The organism is Xylophilus ampelinus, assembly GCF_003217575.1.
Taxonomy (GTDB): Bacteria; Pseudomonadota; Gammaproteobacteria; order Burkholderiales; family Burkholderiaceae_C; genus Xylophilus; species Xylophilus ampelinus.
In genome coordinates, this window is the sequence record NZ_QJTC01000018.1 from 70402 (window position 1) to 87024 (window position 16623).

Below are 16623 nucleotides of genomic sequence, written 5' to 3' on the forward strand. Positions count from 1 at the left end.
GGGGGCGACGAGGGCGCGAAGCGCGCGGCCCGGGGGCGCGTCAAGCCGGTGTGTAGGCGAGCCGTACATAGATCGGCGCGAACGCCTCGGCCTGGGTGATCTCCACCAACGTTTCCTTGGCCAGCTCCAGCAGCGCGATGAATGTCACCACCAGCACGGTCGAGCCTTTCTCGGGCTGGAACAGTTCTTCGAACTCCACGAAGCGCCGGCCCTGCAGGGTCTTCAGCACCATGCTCATGTACTCGCGCACGCTCAGTTCCTCGCGGGTGATCTTGTGGTGCTGGACCAGCTTGGCGCGGCGCAATATGTCGCGCCAGACGGATTGCAGATCGCCCACGTCCACATCGGGAAAACGCGTCTGCAGGCTTTGCTCGACGTGTACCTGGGCCTTCAGGAAATCGCGGCCCGCCTGGGGCAGGGCGTTGATCGCGGCGGCGGCCAGCTTGGTCTGCTCGTACTCCAGCAGGCGGCGGACCAGCTCGGCGCGCGGGTCCTCGGGCTCCTGGCCCTCGGCCGCCTTCTTGGGCGGCATCAGCATCCGCGACTTGATCTCGATCAGCATCGCGGCCATCAGCAGGTACTCGGCCGCCAGCTCCAAGTTGCGGGTGCGCACCTCGTCGACGTAGCTCAGGTATTGCCGGGTGAGGCCGGCCATCGGGATGTCGAGGATGTTGAAGTTCTGCTTGCGGATCAGGTAGAGCAGCAGGTCCAGCGGGCCCTCGAACGCTTCCAGAAAGACCTCGAGCGCATCGGGCGGTATGTAGAGATCGGTCGGCAGCGCGAACAGCGGCTCGCCGTAGAGCCGGGCCAACGCCACCTGGTCGATCACCTCGGGCGACAGGCCGCCCGCCGGGTCCAGGCCCATGCCCGCTTGCGGGGCGTCTTCGGGGGGCACGGCCCGCGCTGTCTCCTGCATGCTGGTTTGCTATAAAAAAATAGCTGGAAGTCGGCGCGGATCGCCGGCTGCAGCTGCTTTTCACTCAGAATTTGCTGGCGTCCGTCTGGTAGACGTAGGGCTTCTGCGCCACGTCGCCCGCGTCGTAGTCCTGCCAGGCGTCGCGATCGACCTTCTTGTCCCACAGCAGGGCACGGCCGGCACGCTGGCCTTCTTCGATCGCCGGGTTGTCTTTTTTCAGCTGGTCGATGAACCGGGTGGTGTCGGAGGTGTAGTGCGCGCGGTTGAAGAAGGGCATTGTGGAACACTCGGCAGAAGGGGGAGGGGCCGGCAGGGGCCGGACGGGTATTTTACCGGTGGCGCCCGGTGCCGCATGATCGAGGGGGTGGCCACCCGCGCGCCGCCGCCTTCTTTCGCACCCAGGAGACCCATGCACGCCTTCATCCGATGGACCACCCGCGCCGCCGCCGCTTGTCTTTTGCTGGCCGCCCTGGCGGGCTGCGACCCGCAGCGCATCGAGTCGCTGGAGGAGGGCGTGGCGACCGAGGCCGACGTGCGTCGCGCCTTCGGCGAGCCCGAGCGCATCTGGCCCGAGGCCGACGGCGCCCGCACCTTCGAGTACAACCGCCAGCCGGCGGGCTTGCGCAACTACATGATCACCGTCGGCACCGACGGCAGGATGCGCGACCTGCGCCAGGTGCTGACGCCCGCCAACTTCGCCCGCCTGCAGCCCGGCATGCCGGCGCTGGAGGTGCGCCGCCTGCTCGGCCGGCCGATGCAGGAGACGCCGTTTTCGCGCACCACCGAGACGGTGTGGGAGTGGCGCTACCTGGCGCCGCCCAACACCTCGATGGTGTTCAGCGCCACCTTCGGCGCCGACGGGCGGCTGCTGCGCAGCGGCAGCCAGGTCGATCCGCGGTCGGAGGCGCAGCGCGCCGGCTAAAGGGCCTGCGAGCGGGTGGAGGCGGCGCCCCGGTTCGCTTACACCGGGTCACACGTCCGCCACCGGCCATCCCTATAACCACCGCATCGGCAATGTCTGCCGGCCATCACTTTAGGGAAAAACCCCATGTCCATCATCGGAACCATCCTCGTCGGCCTGATCGTCGGTCTCATCGCACGGGCCATCAAGCCCGGCAAGGACGCCATGGGCTGGATCATGACGATCATCCTGGGTGTCGCCGGTTCGTTCCTGGCGGGCTATGTCGGCCAGGCCATGGGCTGGTACGCGGTCGGCGAGCCGGCCGGCTGGATCGCATCCATCGTCGGCGCCATCGTGCTGCTGGTGCTCTACAACCTGGTCGCCAAAAAGCGCTGAGCGGCGCTTCCGGGCCGGGTGCGGCTGGCGCTCACCGCACCCGCATGCCCGGCGCGGCACCCTGCCATGGCTCCAGCACATGGATGCCGGTGTGGGCCTTCTCGTCGCCGTGGCTCGCGGCCAGCACCATGCCTTCGCTGAGGCCGAACTTCATCTTGCGCGGCGCCAGGTTGGCGACCACCACCGTCAGCTTGCCCACCAGCTGCTCCGGCCGGTAGGCCGAGGCGATGCCGCTGAGGACGTTGCGGGTGGTGGGCCGGCCGTCGGCGCCGGATTCGCCGACGTCGAGCGTCAGCTGCAACAGCTTCTTCGAGCCTTCCACCGCCTGGCAGGCGACGATCCTGGCGATGCGCAGGTCGATCTTCGCGAAGTCGTCGATGGTGATCGTCGGGGCGATCGGCTCGCCGCCGGGATGCTGTGAGGCGGTTGCTACGGTTTCGATAGCGTCTCGTCGGCTTTCCGCTAGGGCTGGTGCCTCGAACAATGCATCGAGCTGCTTGATGTCGACCCGCTGCATCAGGTGCTGGTAGGTGCCGATGGCGTGGCCTGCAGGAAGAGTTTCCCAAACGTCCTTCCATTCCAAAGGCGTAATTCTTAAAAACTGCTCAGCCTGATCTGCAATTGCGGGCAGGATCGGCTTGAGGCAGAGAGTCAGAATGCGGAAGGCCTGAATCACTACGCTGCACACCTCGTGTAGCAGTGCGTCATTTGCAGAGTCTTTGGCTAACAGCCACGGCTTGCTTAGGTCAACATAAGCATTTACCTGGTCGGCTGCTGCCATGATGTGCCGGGCTGCAGCTGCAGTGTTTCGGACTTCGTACTCGGCACTCGAAGACTCGGCGGCGTCGGCTAGCATTTGTGCCAAGACAGACTGATTCTGCTGAGCTTCGTGCGATTGAATATCTACGTTCGCTTCGCCGTTTTGCCCCTTGGTTTTTGCATACAGCAAGGCTTGATCGAATATTGGCGTAGTCGCTAGCTTTCCTTCGAACTTTTTGTGAATAAATCCGGCTGCACGACTGGCAATATTCACGTATTTGCCCACCAGGTCGCTGTTGACCCGCGCCATGAAATCGGCCGGGTTGAAGTCGATGTCCTCGTTGCGGCCGTTGAGCTTGGCGGCCAGGTAGTAGCGCAGCCATTCGGGGTTCATGCCCAGCGACAGGTACTTGAGCGGGTCCAGGCCGGTGCCGCGGCTCTTGCTCATCTTCTCGCCGTTGTTGACGGTGAGGAAGCCGTGCACGCAGATCTTGTCGGGCGTCTTGCGGCCGCTGAACTCGAGCATCGCCGGCCAGAACAGGGTATGGAAGGTGACGATGTCCTTGCCGATGAAATGCACCTGCTCCAGCGCCGGGTCGGCCATGTAGGCGTCGTAGTCCTCGCCGCGTTTTTCCAGCAGGTTCTTGAGCGAGGCCAGGTAGCCGACCGGCGCGTCCAGCCAGACGTAGAAGTACTTGCCCGGCGCGTCGGGTATCTCGATGCCGAAGTAGGGCGCGTCGCGGCTGATGTCCCAGTCGCCCAGGCCCTCGCTGGTGCTGCCGTCGGGGTTGGTCCGCACGGTGAACCACTCCTTGACCTTGTTGGCCACCTCGGGCTGCACGTGCGTGCCGTTCTGCGTCCATTGCTCCAGAAATTCGACGCAGCGCGGGTCCGACAGTTTGAAGAAGAAATGCTCCGAATGCTCGAGCACCGGCGGCGTGCCCGAGAGGGCCGAATAGGGCGCGATCAGGTCGGTCGGCGCATACACCGTGCCGCAGACCTCGCAGTTGTCGCCGTACTGGTCCTTGGCGTGGCACTTGGGGCATTCGCCCAAGATGTACCGGTCGGGCAGGAACATGTTCTTCTCGGGGTCGAAGAACTGCTCGATGGTGCGCGTCTCGATCAGGCCCGCGGCCTTCAGGTCGCGGTAGATGGCCTGGGCCAGCTGGTGGTTCTCGGGCGCGTCGGTGCTGTGCCAGTTGTCGAAGGCGATGTGGAAGCCGTCGAGATAGGGCTTGCGGCCGGCCGCGATGTCGGCCACGAACCGCTGCGGCGTCTTGCCCGCTTTTTCGGCCGCGATCATGATCGGCGCGCCGTGGGCGTCGTCGGCCCCGACGAAGTTCACCGCCGCGCCCTGCATCCGCTGGAACCGCACCCAGATGTCGGCCTGGATGTACTCCATGATGTGGCCGATGTGGAAATTGCCGTTGGCGTACGGCAGGGCGGTGGTGACAAAAAGGGTGCGGGCAGGAGACGGCATCGGGAATCGGCTTTCGGGCAAGGGCGCGCCGCAGAAGGGCGGGCCCGCGATTTTAGGATGCCGTTCGCCGCCCGCCCCCTGGCGCCCGCGGCAGTTCGGGTTGTCGCGCCCTCAGGACAGGTAAGCGCCGGCCGCCAGCTGTGCGTACGGCGGTTTCTCCAGGTACGGCATGCCGGCCGTATCGGCCGCGGGAGCCGGGTTGAACGCCGCCATGGCCTCGATCAGCAATGCCGTGCTGGAAAAAGCGGGGTAGGGCTGCGGCGCAGCACCCGCCCAGGCGGCGTCCTCCCGGTACGGCAGCAAGCTCGCGATGACGAGCGAGCTGTCGTGCACCAAAGCGTTCGATGCGGTGATGTCGGCGCTTGCAGCGCTCATCTGGGTGCTGCCGAGGGTCTGTTGGGGGGTGTCGAGCTTGGCCTGGATGTCGGCTAGGCCCCAGACGGTGCCGTCGTCGAACGCGACCTGCTGGACGGGATTGGACTTGTTGGCGGGATCGTTGCCGTTGAAGAAGTAGCGCACCGTCACCTTGTCGGTGGTGCCGGCGATCGACAGCACCAAGCTCTCGTAGCCCGAATCGTAAATGCGCTGGACGTTCACTTCCGAGGGCGCCACGCCGCTCTTGAACCTGATCGTGTTGAGTTTGGCGGCCGTCTCGTCGTAGTAACCCTGGACGATGTCCTGGCCATCGCCCCTGCCGAACAGGTAGACGTTGTTGCCGGTGCAACCGGTCAGGCTGTCGTCGCCGGCGCCGCCGATAAGGGTGTCGTCTCCTGTGCCACCGAACAGCGTGTCGTCGTCCGCGCCGCCATCGATGCTGTCGTCGCCATCGCGCCCGTAGATGGTGTCGTTGCCGCCCAAGCCGGTGATGGTGTCGGCCGCTCTGGTGGCGGTGATGGTGTCTGCAGTAGCAGTGCCCGTCAAAAACTTGGCCACGATCGTGGCGGTGTCCCACACCGTGCCGTCGTCGAAGCGAAGGTTCTCGAACGCGCAGCCGGTGGTGGCGTCCTGATCGAAGTAGCTCTGGATGTCGAGCCGGTCGTCTGTGCCCTTCAAGGAAATGACCAGGTCGTCGCCGGACCGCGCGAGAACGACATCGGCGATGCCGATGCCCTCGCCGAGCTGTACGGTATCGGCATCGGTGCCGAGCGCGTACGAGTCGTAGTTGTAGACCGTGTCCTGTCCCGAGCCCTTGCCGAACAGGTAGGTGTCGCTGCCGGAGCCGCCGCCGAGGTAGTCGTTGCCCGCGCCGCCGTCGAGCGTGTCGTTGCCGTCCTCGCCGCTCAGGTAGTCGTTGCCAACGCCCCCCAAAATCACGTCGTTGCCCGCGCCGCCGTAGAGAGTGTCGGCACCTTCCGCGCCCCGCAAGCTGTCATCCCCCGCGCCCGCGGAAAAACTGTCGTTGCCGCCGCCCAGATAAATATCGCCCTTGTCGGAGCCGGTGTCGGTGCCTTCCAGGTAAATATTCAAACTGGAGAGTTCCGCCCGCAAGGAAGAGTCCGCGGACAGACGCTCGGTCCACTGCGCAAGCGTGCCCAGTCCGTCGAAGCCCACTGCTGTCAAAGTGGCGTTTTCGTAACGGTCGAGATCGACCAGATCCAGCAGGGCATCGCGCGCGTTGGCCGCCCTGTGGGTTTCCAGCATGGAGGCCAGTGCGGAGGTGTCGAAAGAAATTCCTTTCTCGTCGACCACTAAACTAACCGTATCGAGGTAAGGCTTCAACCGGGTTTGGGAGACGAGCGCGCCATAGACACCCTCCCGCAGCGACGCATACGCTTGCCCGAGAAGCTTGTTGACCGGTTCGGGCAAGAAAACCGCATAGCCATCTACACCGGTGGTATTGCCCATCGAACTGGCAGCCACGAACCGGTCCAGCACCGTATCGCCGTTGAATGCTTCGAGTGCAGCCACCTCCGGACGGTTCTGGAGGAATTTATCGGCAGCGCTCACCGACCAGGTAGAAAATTCATTTTGACCCAGGTTCCCTCCTGCGCCGCCGAAGAAATAGCCTTTGATCAGGCCGGCACCCATGAGCATTTTGCCCAGAGCATCCGCCCGGACCGAAGGCGCGCCAGAAACACTCCGCCAGTCCAGATGCTGCGCATCCAAGGCAGCACCAAAGGTCCTTTCAAATCCGGGATCGTCCGTGATAAAGCCGAAATCCGTCCGGAAATTGGAACCTGACTGCAACCGGTCCGCACTGCCCGGCACCCGCTTCGCCGTATCGGCCCATGCGCTGATCACACCATCCAGCAACGCCATTTGCGCATCGCGCGTCGTGGCCGCCGCATACAGCGCCACCTTCTCACGCAGCACCGCCGCCTTGTCCCCGGGCAGGCTCATCGCCTGCTGCAAATCCCGCACCCAGCCGCTGCCCCCCACCTGCGGCAAAGCCGCCGCCGCCGCCGTCACGGCCGGATCGTCGGAAAACTTCCGATAAAAGTTATTGCTCGCCAACAGCAGACTGCCCGACACCTCCGCCACCCCGCTCGTGCCCCGGCTGCCGTCGGTGCGGGTGAAACTGCCGGTCCAGGGCTGCGTATTGCCATGGCCCAGGTCCACCGTGCTGGCCTGGCCCGCCACATTGATGCTGGCGACCCCCATATCCGCCAAGGTATGCAGCTCGCCCGCCTGGCTGATACCGTCCTGGTTCGTGTCCTTCCAGATCCGCAGCTGCGCATACACCGCGTCGTTGGCATCGATCGCGCCGTCGCCATTGGCGTCCTGCGCGGCCAGGGCCTCGTAGCCGTTGGCATAGGTGTGCGCCTGCCCGTCGCCGGTATCGGGCTTCAAGGTCTGGTCGCCGAACAGCTCGCGGCCCGAATCGATGGCCCCGTTGCCGTTGCGGTCCAGCACCACGAAGCCGTCGTCCGGGCCGATCCAGCCGGTCGCGTTCCTGGTGCCGTCGCCGTCGTGGTCGAACAGGATCGGGTGGGCCGGGTCGATCCCCACCGCTTCGATGCCGTCGCCGTCCAGGTCCAGCACCAGGGGGTCGCGGGGTGGGGTCCAGCCGCGGGCGGCGTTGAAAAGGTCATTGACGGTCCGCGCCATCGTGCGGCCCCAATCGCCCAGCGTGCCGGACCATGCGTTCGACACCGCGTTGGCGAAGCGCCCCATCTGGGCCCAGTTCGCCACGCCCGGCACCTGGTCGATCCAGTCTTGCGCCATCTTCCGGAGAGCCGCATCCGGCGATACGCTCGCATGCCCCACGGTATTGGCCAGCCCGGCGCTGACCATCAGCGCATCGATGCCGCTGCCGCCTGAATCCCGGATGCGGGCCCAGGCGTCCTCCACCGCCTGGTCGCCTCGCTGGCGGCGGATGATCTCCATCGGGACGTTCAGCGTCCAGTTGTCGAGGGTGAGGTGGTTTTTTTCGAAGGCTTCTTTATGGAAAGCGGCAGTTTCCTTGAATTTCACATCGCGGCTCAAAATGCCATTTTCATTCTTTGCGATTCCAATCAATTTATTGATATATCCAAGCGCCATGTCCATGCGGATATTGTCGACCTGCGCGGGCGTCAGATTGCGACAGGCATCCCCGCCGAGCCCGATCATGGCCGTGCCGCTGAGATAATCCAGCGCCGACTGTCCCGTGATGCTGTTGCCGGTGGCCACGCCCAATGCCCAGCCTGCGTAGTGGTAGCCCTGGGAATTCAGATCGGCGTACACCGTTCGAGCGGCGTCCATGCCTCCAGATTTTATGGCACCACGGTACGATATCAGTTGCGAAACTGTGAGATTGTTCATGATTGATTTTTGGTAATGAATAAATTACTTTTGCGCATTCACTGCAAAACCCAAGACGGTATTTTTGACCTTTTCTTGAATCTGCTGCCATTCGGGGAGTAGGCCCCGGCGATAGCCAACGGTGACTGACGTATGCATCTCTGGTTCCAGGTCAAAGTGTTGCTCGCATGGCGCTGATGGAATTTGCCGATTGCTGCAACTGATGTAGGTGGTTATTTTCCCATCGCCTCCCCTTTTGATAAATACATCTTCGGCATCTTTATCCTCGCGGGCAGGCTTGCCTTCTTTGGGTTCCACGCCCACAAGGGCGTATACCTCCAGTCCATATTCGTTCTCCTTCAACTTTTCATATCGATCAAACCAGTAGCCAGATTTTGAATTGATAGTGCCATTCCCTATTCGGTCAGCACTCCCGGCGCCTCTATATATTTCGCCAGAATTAAAGCCAACATCAAGCCATTGGTCAGTCGCCAGCCTCCTTTTTCTATAGTCCTCCCATAATTCAGGCGTGCTCTTGCCTGCCATGTCGGGATAGCGCACGTCAAAGCCAAAACTCGCGATCCTGGACTCCGGCGTCCTCACAGGCTTCGGCCCCTTTCGCTTTTCCCCCCAGCCCGGGTCGCCGTCGTATTCCACGTACTCCGCGAAATACGGCGGGATCGCCACGGGCACCCCGCCCAGGTTCGCGCGCACCGTGCGGTCGGTGTATTGCGCCGCCGCCATGTCCGGCGACTGAAAGCCCGCGGCCAAGGCGTTGAGACCGAGGCTGGACCATCGCCAGGTCGCGTACCCCATGACCAGGACCATGGCCAGTACCACGACCACCAGCGGGACGACGATCCACCGCCCCTTGTGCGGTACCCTGCTTTTCTTTGCAGCCAGATCCATTATCCGAACTCCCTTTCACGTCGAAATAACACCGAGAAATCCATTTTTTAGGTCAATTGCGGGCCGTATGTCTGCGGCTTTTTTCCGGCCAGATACGCAGCTTCAGTCCATATGAATGGCTTCCCGCAAATCCCGCACCCAGCCGCTGCCCTTCATCTGCGGCAATGCCGCCGCCGCCGCCGTCACGGCCGGATCGTCGGAAAACGCCCGATAAAAGTTATTGCTCGCCAACAGCAGACTGCCCGACACCTCCGCCCCGCATTAATGTAAGTGTTGGATATATTTTTCATAAATTCCCCTTAATTTACTAAAGAAATATTTTCACGAGTGAGAATGGCATCACGAGCTAGGTAATTGTCAGTACATCCCCCGCTAAATAACATTGGGCGACGCGAACCCATACTTAGAGGCGTATGGCGCATTAGCCACCCACCGTATGCGAAATAGTCCTTGTGATGAATCACGACTTCACCACTATCTACGTCGCGATAAACATGCTCCTTTATCGATCCAGGCATAAGTGTTCCGCTCAGTGGTCGACTATCTCCCAATTCAAGCTTCACCCGCTTGCCCCGTGCCTTAGATACATCCGCTCTTTCAATACCATTGGCCTTGCACAGTGCTTCAAACTGGTACTTTCCGATGACCTCATCTGCGAATGTGGATGCCAGTAGAGCAAGAAAAACTCCGAATTTCACAGCGCTACGCCAGGCCAGGTTAGGCACCAAATTGCCCAGTGTCTTTGCCAACCATGCGCAGCCCCAAAGGCATAATGCCAAAGCTGTCAGAAATATTAAGCCACTCATGCGGAAAACCTCATGTTCGGGTTGTTTGCAGGTGTGGCGTAAAATCTATCTGTAGACAGGTTAAAGTATTTTTTTTGCTCGGTGCCGTTGGGAAAGCGGGCAAGACCGAGATCGGCACCCAAAAGCTTCTGCAGGCTGGCGAATACCGCTTCGCTGCCCGGTGCGAAACCGGCGCTATTGAACGTACTCGTGTGCGACACGTTGGCTTGCTTGCCGAACAAGCGGGTGAAGGCGCTGGCGAGATAGCCCCCCAGGCTGTGGCCGTTCACTTCGACGCCCGCGGCCAGGTCGGATGCGGTGACCAGCCCTTGCCCTGGAACCGATGGCGCCAGTACGTACAGCGAGCCCAAGGCTTGGATTTGCGTTGCGTTTTGCCCTGCGGGCGTCGAAACCCGAAGCCACCAGTTGATCATGTCCGTCACCTGGGCGCGAGCATTCCCGGTCAGGGCCAAATCGCCATCGACCAGGAAATCTGTGAGCTGCTGCGTACCGCGCATGGACACATAGACCTTGCCATTCGCGTCTGGTGTTCCATCTGCGTGATTGGCTCTCCAGACGGTCGCGTCGAAGCTGCTGAGGGAAGATTCGGTTTGTGTGACTACGCTGAAGTTTTCGCTGATGTACTCGGCCAGGGGTTGGGTCATGCGCTTTGTGAGCGCGTTGCTCAAGTTATTGGCTATTTTTAATCCGTCAATATATGAAGCATTTGCCAATAGTGCATTTGTGTAGGCGTCGCTAATTTTTGTCATATCGTCTTCCTTGCTTTTTAAAAATCAATAAACTAATTTACCGATTGGTTCTATCGACTTGGGTCTTTCGACTTCAGTAAATCCAAGATTACCAAGAAAACCCTTGTCAAACGTGCCGGGAGGATGGCATTCGCCCTTGAAAGTAAGCGGGTCATGACCTGAATCGAAGCCGGGGAAAAGATGTCCGCCTTCAGCACTATACTGATCGAAACTTACAATCGGGGCATTGTTTTCTACGTCCAAATAACGAAAGGTCGTCTTCCAAATTTTTACCCAAGTTCGGGATACCGGAATTCGATAGCTGCCAGGCTCTCGATAAACACTTTTCCCGCGTGCAGCCTCTTCGTTGACCCACACCACATTCGCCTCACACAATTTCTTAAACTGCCACCCACCCACAATCTCATCGATCAAAGGCAGCGGCAATAACAGGGCGAATATGAGCCACGTGACCCAGACGCGCCACGGTCGGTCGGGCAGCTTGCCCGCGATTTTTCCGACGATCCATTTGAGGATGTAGAGCCACAGCGCTACGACTGCCAAAAACATCAACCCACCCATGTCGCCGACCTCCGGTGAGAGTTATTCACAGGCGTGGCATCGAATCGCTTTCCGGTCGCCGCTGTGCTTCGGCATGATGCTATTTTTTTAATAGCAAATAATTCTGTGCGCGTGATGCCTTCACCGGCATTGGCAGCGAATATGGGGCCGCCATTGGTCTGCCTGCCCATACCGTCCTTGCCACCGACACCCAGGTCGATGCCCTCGTGGTCGATGCGCAGCATCGCACCCGAGCCGATCACGGAGGGATCGCCGAAGGCGGTGGAGAGCCCATTGACGACCAGCGGCGCGGTCCCCCCCCGCATACCCCGCGCCCACGGACAAGCCACCCGCGTTGCCGTCCGCAAAAACAACGTCCTCTCCCGCGCCGCCGACCATGGTGTCGTCGCCCTGGCCGCCGAACAGCACATCGCGCCCGTCGCCGCCGACCAGCACATCGTCGCCCTCCCCACCATCGAGCACCATGCGGCTGGTGGCGAGGGCCTGGGTGGCGGGATCGTCCCCGCGCGCGATCGCGTCCTGCAGGGAGGCGAACGTCGTCGCGTACAGCCGGTCGTCGCCGGCCCGCCCGTCGATGAGGATGTCGGTCGCCGGCCCCGTGGCGCCGCCCTCGATCACATCGTCGCCGCGCCCCCCGCTGGCGCCGCTGCTGCGCAGCATCGGCTCGCCAGGGGCGCCCATGTCGCGAGGCGTGGCCACGTTGTGGATCTGCAGCCCGTCCGCGTTCTGCCAGGGCCGGTCGTGGGTATAGGCATCGCGCCCCGCCGCGGTGCCGAGGTCGTACACCTGGCCCTGCGCCGAGGGCTGCGTGGCAGGCGCCGCGCCCTCCAGGGTCAGGCCCAGGTCGCCCGGCTTCCAGTTGCGCACCGTGATCGAGCCGCTGGCCGACGTCCCGTGGGGCGCGATGATCAGATCGCCGCCGCTCAGCGTATACAGCACCCGCTGGTCATCGGATCGCCAGGTACCGTCGGCCAGCCGCTTGCCGCCCGTCAGCGCCGCCGCACCGGCATCGCTGCCCAGCACGATCCGGCCCGCCCCGTCGCTGTCGAGGACCGTATCGTTGCCGAAATCCCCGTCGAACCGGTAGGTATCGGTGCCCGCGCCCCCCAGCAGGGTGTCGTTGCCCGCACCGCCGATCAGCACGTCGTCGCCCGCATCGCCTTCGAGATAATCGTTGCCACCCCGCCCGTCCAGCACGTCGTTGCCGGCACCGCCGTAGAGGTGGTCGGCGAAACCCTGGCCCTCGACCGTGTCATTGCCCGCGCCCCCGAACACGTTCTGGATGCGCTGCGCGCTGCCCGCGCCCACCAGCACCTGCGTCTTGCTGCCGGTATCGATATAGGCGATGTTCTGGCTACCCGGCAGAATGCCGCCCCCGCGCTGCTGCTGCTCGTAGTAGCGCGTCGTGAACGCGGCCCGGTCCGTGATCCACTGCGCGCTGAGCTGGCCGGTGCCCGTCGCGGGATCGTAGAGGCTCACACTGGCCGCGACATCGTCGCTGACCTGCACCCCCACCACACTCAGCGCCGCGAGCGCGGCCCGGGTACTGGCACCTTCGGCGGTATCGGCCAGGGCCTTGCGCGCCAGATCGCTGGCCGACAGCGGCATCAGCTCGGCCTTGAGCGCCTGCAAATCGGCGGGGCCGAGCGCGCCGAAGAAGGTTTGGGCGCGGGTGGCGAACTGCGCGTCGCTCGTCGTGCTGCCGATCAGATTCTTGCCTTGAACGACCCCCATCAGCATGTCGAGGAATGTGCGCGGGCCGATATCGGCAATCGCATTCACGACCGGGCCGATGGTCGGCGTGCGGGCGGCCACATCCTTGACCAGCCCCAGAATGTTGCCGCTGCTGACCATGACGGCGACCTGCGCGGCCAGAGGGCCTGCGTTGTCATGGGGCCAAGCGCCGGTCTGAGCCGCATACAGACTGGCCGCCACGTAGTTGACGAAATCCGCGCCGCCCTGGGCCACCCCCGCCGCCAGTGCCTTGCCGTAAGAATCGACCGCGAACAGCAGGTTCTTGAAATCGTCAAGGGTGTTGACGGTGCCCTGTTTGGGCACATCGCCCGTGGCCGGATCGTTCAGCAGGCGCCATGTCTCGAAAGGCGCCTCGCCTCCGAGTAAATTGAAACCGAGCGCGCCCGACCATGCGGAATTGGAATCGACGGCGTCGTCCCCCGTCGCCAAAGGCTGGGACGAACCCGGACCGAAAAGATTGCGCCCGATGGAGCTGGCGTCGGCTCTGGCAATGGTGCTGATCGCGGGAACGGTCCAAGGAACCATGTCCGTATTTCCACTGCGACCCGTGATATCGAGATAGAAATTCAGCGCGACGCCGTTGGAGGATTTCTGCATTTCCGCTTCGCTAAGAGCGGCTAACACAACCCAGCGAAGCGGTTCTGGCTAGGCGCCGCATCGCAGACAGTACGAGTAGTACGACAAGGTGCGGCAACGACGCCAGAAGGGTTGTGTTAGCCGCTCTAAATGCACTGCCGCGCCGCAGTTCGCCTTGCCGGTTGGTGTAGGCACGGATGAAGGCACTGTGCATGCCCGTCCCGGCATTGGCACCGATGGCGACATCCAGCCACAGCTTGGCGCTTCGGAAATTGCTCTGGTCGGTGGCATCCAACTGCCCCTCGGCAAGGTGCTTGCCCAGCATGTTGGACAGGGTTGTATAGAAGGGGACCCAGTTGCCGTCCGCTTTTACATCGCGCGGATCATCGCCCGAAGCACTTTGAAGTCGCGCGGCCTCGATATCAGCACGTTCTTGTTCATTGAAAAAGTATGTCATTTTATTTACTCCACGGTTAATTCAGAAAGATGCCTTGCCAATGCCTTGTATATCTTGTCGATATCTTTTACCAGGACTCCGGGAACATCCACCATTGCCGCGATGGATTTTCCATTGTCTGCGCTCACATATCCTCTGCATGTGTTGCCTACCATGTCTTCTTCATAGGTTTTAGCCTGAATAAGCCAAGCAATATCCCTTGCTTTTGTTGCCTCCAGCGAATAATCATTCTTATATCTTTCCGGTGGTGACTTCATACTGCAAAATGTTGTATTCGGAAACCCGCTTGCCGCGTTCTTGGTGCCGCGAACCGCCCAATACACGGTTGGTTTGGTCTTGATTGGTCCAATGCCTGCGTTGGGATCGGGAGCATCCAGCCCGAAGTTCGGTAGCAAATCAAGGGGATAAAGCTTATGAGGTATGGCGGGCTGGAACCACCAGTCGATGGATGGTTCTATCTTTTTATCCCATTCTTCGGTTCCAAATTTAATGCGGATGGGGACGAACGGAGAATAATCTTTCGACCATTTTCCTTCACGAAGCAATGCAGCGTACTCCTTGGTGGTAAACAATTTTCCTTCGCGCCAATAAAAATTGTCGCGCCCAGCGTTGACAAATTTTCGTTGGTAAGGGTCTTTGCTATCCGGCTTGCTAGCACAAGCCCAGATTGGAAAGCTCTCTTTCAAGTAAATCCCATTGAGAGACTGAAAAACCCGCTGGCCATTGTGCTCGAAAACCTGCACGGTCTCTTGGCAGCTGGGCTCTGGCTTGTATTTCTTGCAGGCGGTCAATGCTAAAAGTACCACTAGCACACCCACTATTTCTATCGCTCTGCGCATAAATAATGTTTCTTGAAAGACGAATGGGTTTAAGTCCGCTCGGACATGGGGCTGAAGTCGATTGCCGCTCGAGACGACGAAGAGCCGGTTTTGCGGACAAAGTTTTTGCCCTTGCCCTTGCCCTTGCCCTTGCCCTTGCCCTTGCCCTGGAACGGATGCCAAATCGGACTTTCGGCCAGGCTGTGGATCGGCAATTCGCTTCTGTATAAGCTGCCGTGCCTTTTGGCATGCCGCCCATGATGGCGCCGTCGCCCGCGTTGCCTTCGAGATAATCGTTGCCAACGCGCCCTTCCAGCGTGTCGCTGCCGGCGCCGCCGATGTAGATTAATTCCATATCGAATTTTTCATTTTCCCCGCAGTGAGTTCCACCAGGAATTCTTTTCTTTTTATTAAAAAATGCTCTTCATCGTAATTTTTTGAAATGTCGACCGCGCTCTTGAGCAAAGCCTGGGAATTTATTAGTGCCATAATCTCTTCTCGGTATGGAATTTTTTTGTTGTGAACAATGCCTGCCCCACGTTTTGCGACTTTCTGGGAAATTATTATTTTCTCCATATCGTTTGGAATCATGAGTTGTGGTTTGCCCATCAGCAAAGTCTTATTAACCGTGGCTGCAGAGCCGTAGTTAATTACGGCGTCTGCAATTTTTATGGCCTGGTGCATATCCAGTGGATCCCGAAAAACTCGCACACAGGCTGTGCAATGCCCAATCAACTCGTCGTCGGGTAGATCAGGCCACACGCAAACAACGTCTGCTTCGCAGGCACAAATGGCAGCGAGGAGTTCGCTGGGATCTGGTATTCCACGTAGATAGGCAAAAATCTTGTGTTTTTTGGACGGCAAGGGGGTGTCTGACCAAGGATCTTGCTGGGCTTTCGATTTTTCGATACTAGCTACAAGCGGCCCTACATATATTCCGTCGGTTCGCGGCGAATAAGGGTCGGCCTCTTGTATGCAATCGTATATTTTCCTGGGGTAAGAAAAATACTCGGCCAAACTTTTGGCTTTTTTATCGAACGATAGGCCCTTCAGCGCTGCCAGGTTGGAGGCCAGAGTTTCGATAGCCTTCGCATTTTTGCTTTCTATGTAGGGGCCGCGAACAGAAAATCCAAAAACAGGGCACTCGGGCGGTGGCGCGTCGAATCCATTCGTTATTTGAAATGACGCGATTCTCAAAAATAAAGCGGCCAGTTGGGCGGCAGGAGCGTAGTCCAAGACGATGCGATCGGGGCGGATACGCGCGATCAGGGCCATCCACGCCTCAACATGGGTTTCGAGGGCTTGCCGATCAGCAAAACCTAACTGCAACAAAATATCAGCGAACGAATCGACCCGAGCTGTTCGATTGGGGGGACTTCGTTGTACCAAAGGCCCGGCGTGCACCTCACAACCTGAATCCCTTACAGCCTGCGCGTGGAGGTAAGAGGGAGGTACGACCCATACGGGCGTACTGCCATGCATTTCGATCATCCTGGAAACCGCCCGCATGCGCGAGATGTGTCCCAAGTTTCGGCCGTGCTCCCAAGCCAACAAGATTCGCCTGCTCATTTCTCACCGCTCGCGCAAGCTCTCACTCCCCGCCCTTTGAATCGGAGACAGCAGAAACTCGATGACCCTGCGCTTCCCTGTCTTGATTTCCGCAGTCAGGTTCATGCCCGGGGCCAGGCGAATCTGCTTGCCATCGACGGCGATGGCGGACTGGTGTTGCGTGGCTTCCGTCCTGCATGCGCCAGAGGTGGGCGTACAGGCCCTGGGGCCGCTGCGCGAGCGCGTCGTGCGACCCGGCCTCTACGATC

At 60.7% G+C, this 16623-nt stretch carries 16 protein-coding genes; 3 read left to right on the forward strand and 13 right to left on the reverse strand.

What is annotated here, in order from left to right:
- Window positions 1–40: 40 nt before the first annotated feature.
- Together DFQ15_RS12300 and DFQ15_RS12305 are read right to left on the reverse strand one after the other, a co-directional pair.
- A complete protein-coding gene (locus DFQ15_RS12300) occupies window positions 41–865 on the reverse strand; it encodes a segregation and condensation protein A (RefSeq protein WP_199399869.1) in 825 nt (274 codons plus the stop codon).
- Window positions 866–980: 115 nt separating this feature from the next.
- Complete coding sequence (locus DFQ15_RS12305; RefSeq protein ID WP_110466259.1) at window positions 981–1193, reverse strand: DUF3460 family protein; 213 nt, start codon at window positions 1191–1193, stop codon at window positions 981–983.
- A 132-nt stretch (window positions 1194–1325) separates the two neighbouring features.
- Here DFQ15_RS12305 and DFQ15_RS12310 point away from each other — a divergent pair, with 132 nt between their 5' ends.
- Complete coding sequence (locus DFQ15_RS12310; protein ID WP_110466260.1) at window positions 1326–1838, forward strand: outer membrane protein assembly factor BamE; 513 nt, start codon at window positions 1326–1328, stop codon at window positions 1836–1838.
- Between the two features lie 126 nt (window positions 1839–1964).
- Window positions 1965–2213 (forward strand): GlsB/YeaQ/YmgE family stress response membrane protein, encoded by a 249-nt coding sequence (locus DFQ15_RS12315; protein WP_110466261.1) that lies wholly within the window; start codon window positions 1965–1967, stop codon window positions 2211–2213.
- 31 nt (window positions 2214–2244) lie between these two features.
- On the opposite strand, the gene metG is transcribed toward DFQ15_RS12315, so the two are convergent.
- The 11 genes from metG to DFQ15_RS17185 form a co-directional block, all read right to left on the reverse strand.
- Window positions 2245–4452: a methionine--tRNA ligase gene (gene metG, locus DFQ15_RS12320; protein WP_110466262.1), complete on the reverse strand. Its 2208-nt coding sequence runs from the start codon at window positions 4450–4452 to the stop codon at window positions 2245–2247.
- 111 nt (window positions 4453–4563) lie between these two features.
- Window positions 4564–8196 (reverse strand): calcium-binding protein, encoded by a 3633-nt coding sequence (locus DFQ15_RS17570; protein ID WP_199399867.1) that lies wholly within the window; start codon window positions 8194–8196, stop codon window positions 4564–4566.
- 24 nt (window positions 8197–8220) lie between these two features.
- Complete coding sequence (locus DFQ15_RS12340) at window positions 8221–9084, reverse strand: hypothetical protein (protein ID WP_110466263.1); 864 nt, start codon at window positions 9082–9084, stop codon at window positions 8221–8223.
- A 102-nt stretch (window positions 9085–9186) separates the two neighbouring features.
- Window positions 9187–9333 carry a hypothetical protein gene (locus tag DFQ15_RS17440; RefSeq protein WP_158529063.1) on the reverse strand — a complete coding sequence of 49 codons (147 nt, stop codon included), beginning with the start codon at window positions 9331–9333 and terminating at the stop codon, window positions 9187–9189.
- A gap of 50 nt (window positions 9334–9383) precedes the next feature.
- The gene (locus DFQ15_RS17170) at window positions 9384–9890 is read right to left on the reverse strand and encodes a hypothetical protein (RefSeq protein ID WP_146228739.1); all 507 of its coding nucleotides are present in this window, start codon (window positions 9888–9890) and stop codon (window positions 9384–9386) included.
- The gene (locus DFQ15_RS12345; RefSeq protein ID WP_146228740.1) at window positions 9887–10639 is read right to left on the reverse strand and encodes an alpha/beta hydrolase family protein; all 753 of its coding nucleotides are present in this window, start codon (window positions 10637–10639) and stop codon (window positions 9887–9889) included. The genes DFQ15_RS17170 and DFQ15_RS12345 overlap by 4 nt, the downstream gene beginning before the upstream one ends.
- A gap of 24 nt (window positions 10640–10663) precedes the next feature.
- Window positions 10664–11200, reverse strand: coding sequence for a hypothetical protein (locus tag DFQ15_RS17175; protein ID WP_146228741.1), 537 nt, complete (start codon window positions 11198–11200; stop codon window positions 10664–10666).
- A gap of 120 nt (window positions 11201–11320) precedes the next feature.
- The gene (locus DFQ15_RS18065; RefSeq protein WP_110466265.1) at window positions 11321–13552 is read right to left on the reverse strand and encodes a calcium-binding protein; all 2232 of its coding nucleotides are present in this window, start codon (window positions 13550–13552) and stop codon (window positions 11321–11323) included.
- 10 nt (window positions 13553–13562) lie between these two features.
- Window positions 13563–13988 carry a hypothetical protein gene (locus tag DFQ15_RS12355; protein WP_146228742.1) on the reverse strand — a complete coding sequence of 142 codons (426 nt, stop codon included), beginning with the start codon at window positions 13986–13988 and terminating at the stop codon, window positions 13563–13565.
- A 5-nt stretch (window positions 13989–13993) separates the two neighbouring features.
- Window positions 13994–15109: a hypothetical protein gene (locus DFQ15_RS17180; RefSeq protein ID WP_146228743.1), complete on the reverse strand. Its 1116-nt coding sequence runs from the start codon at window positions 15107–15109 to the stop codon at window positions 13994–13996.
- Between the two features lie 42 nt (window positions 15110–15151).
- On the reverse strand, window positions 15152–16297 hold the full coding sequence (locus tag DFQ15_RS17185; protein WP_146228744.1) for a glycosyltransferase: 1146 nt from the start codon (window positions 16295–16297) through the stop codon (window positions 15152–15154).
- Window positions 16298–16436: 139 nt separating this feature from the next.
- Here DFQ15_RS17185 and DFQ15_RS18145 point away from each other — a divergent pair.
- Window positions 16437–16623: hypothetical protein (locus tag DFQ15_RS18145; protein ID WP_324998771.1), on the forward strand; the 187-nt coding region annotated here is incomplete at its 3' end.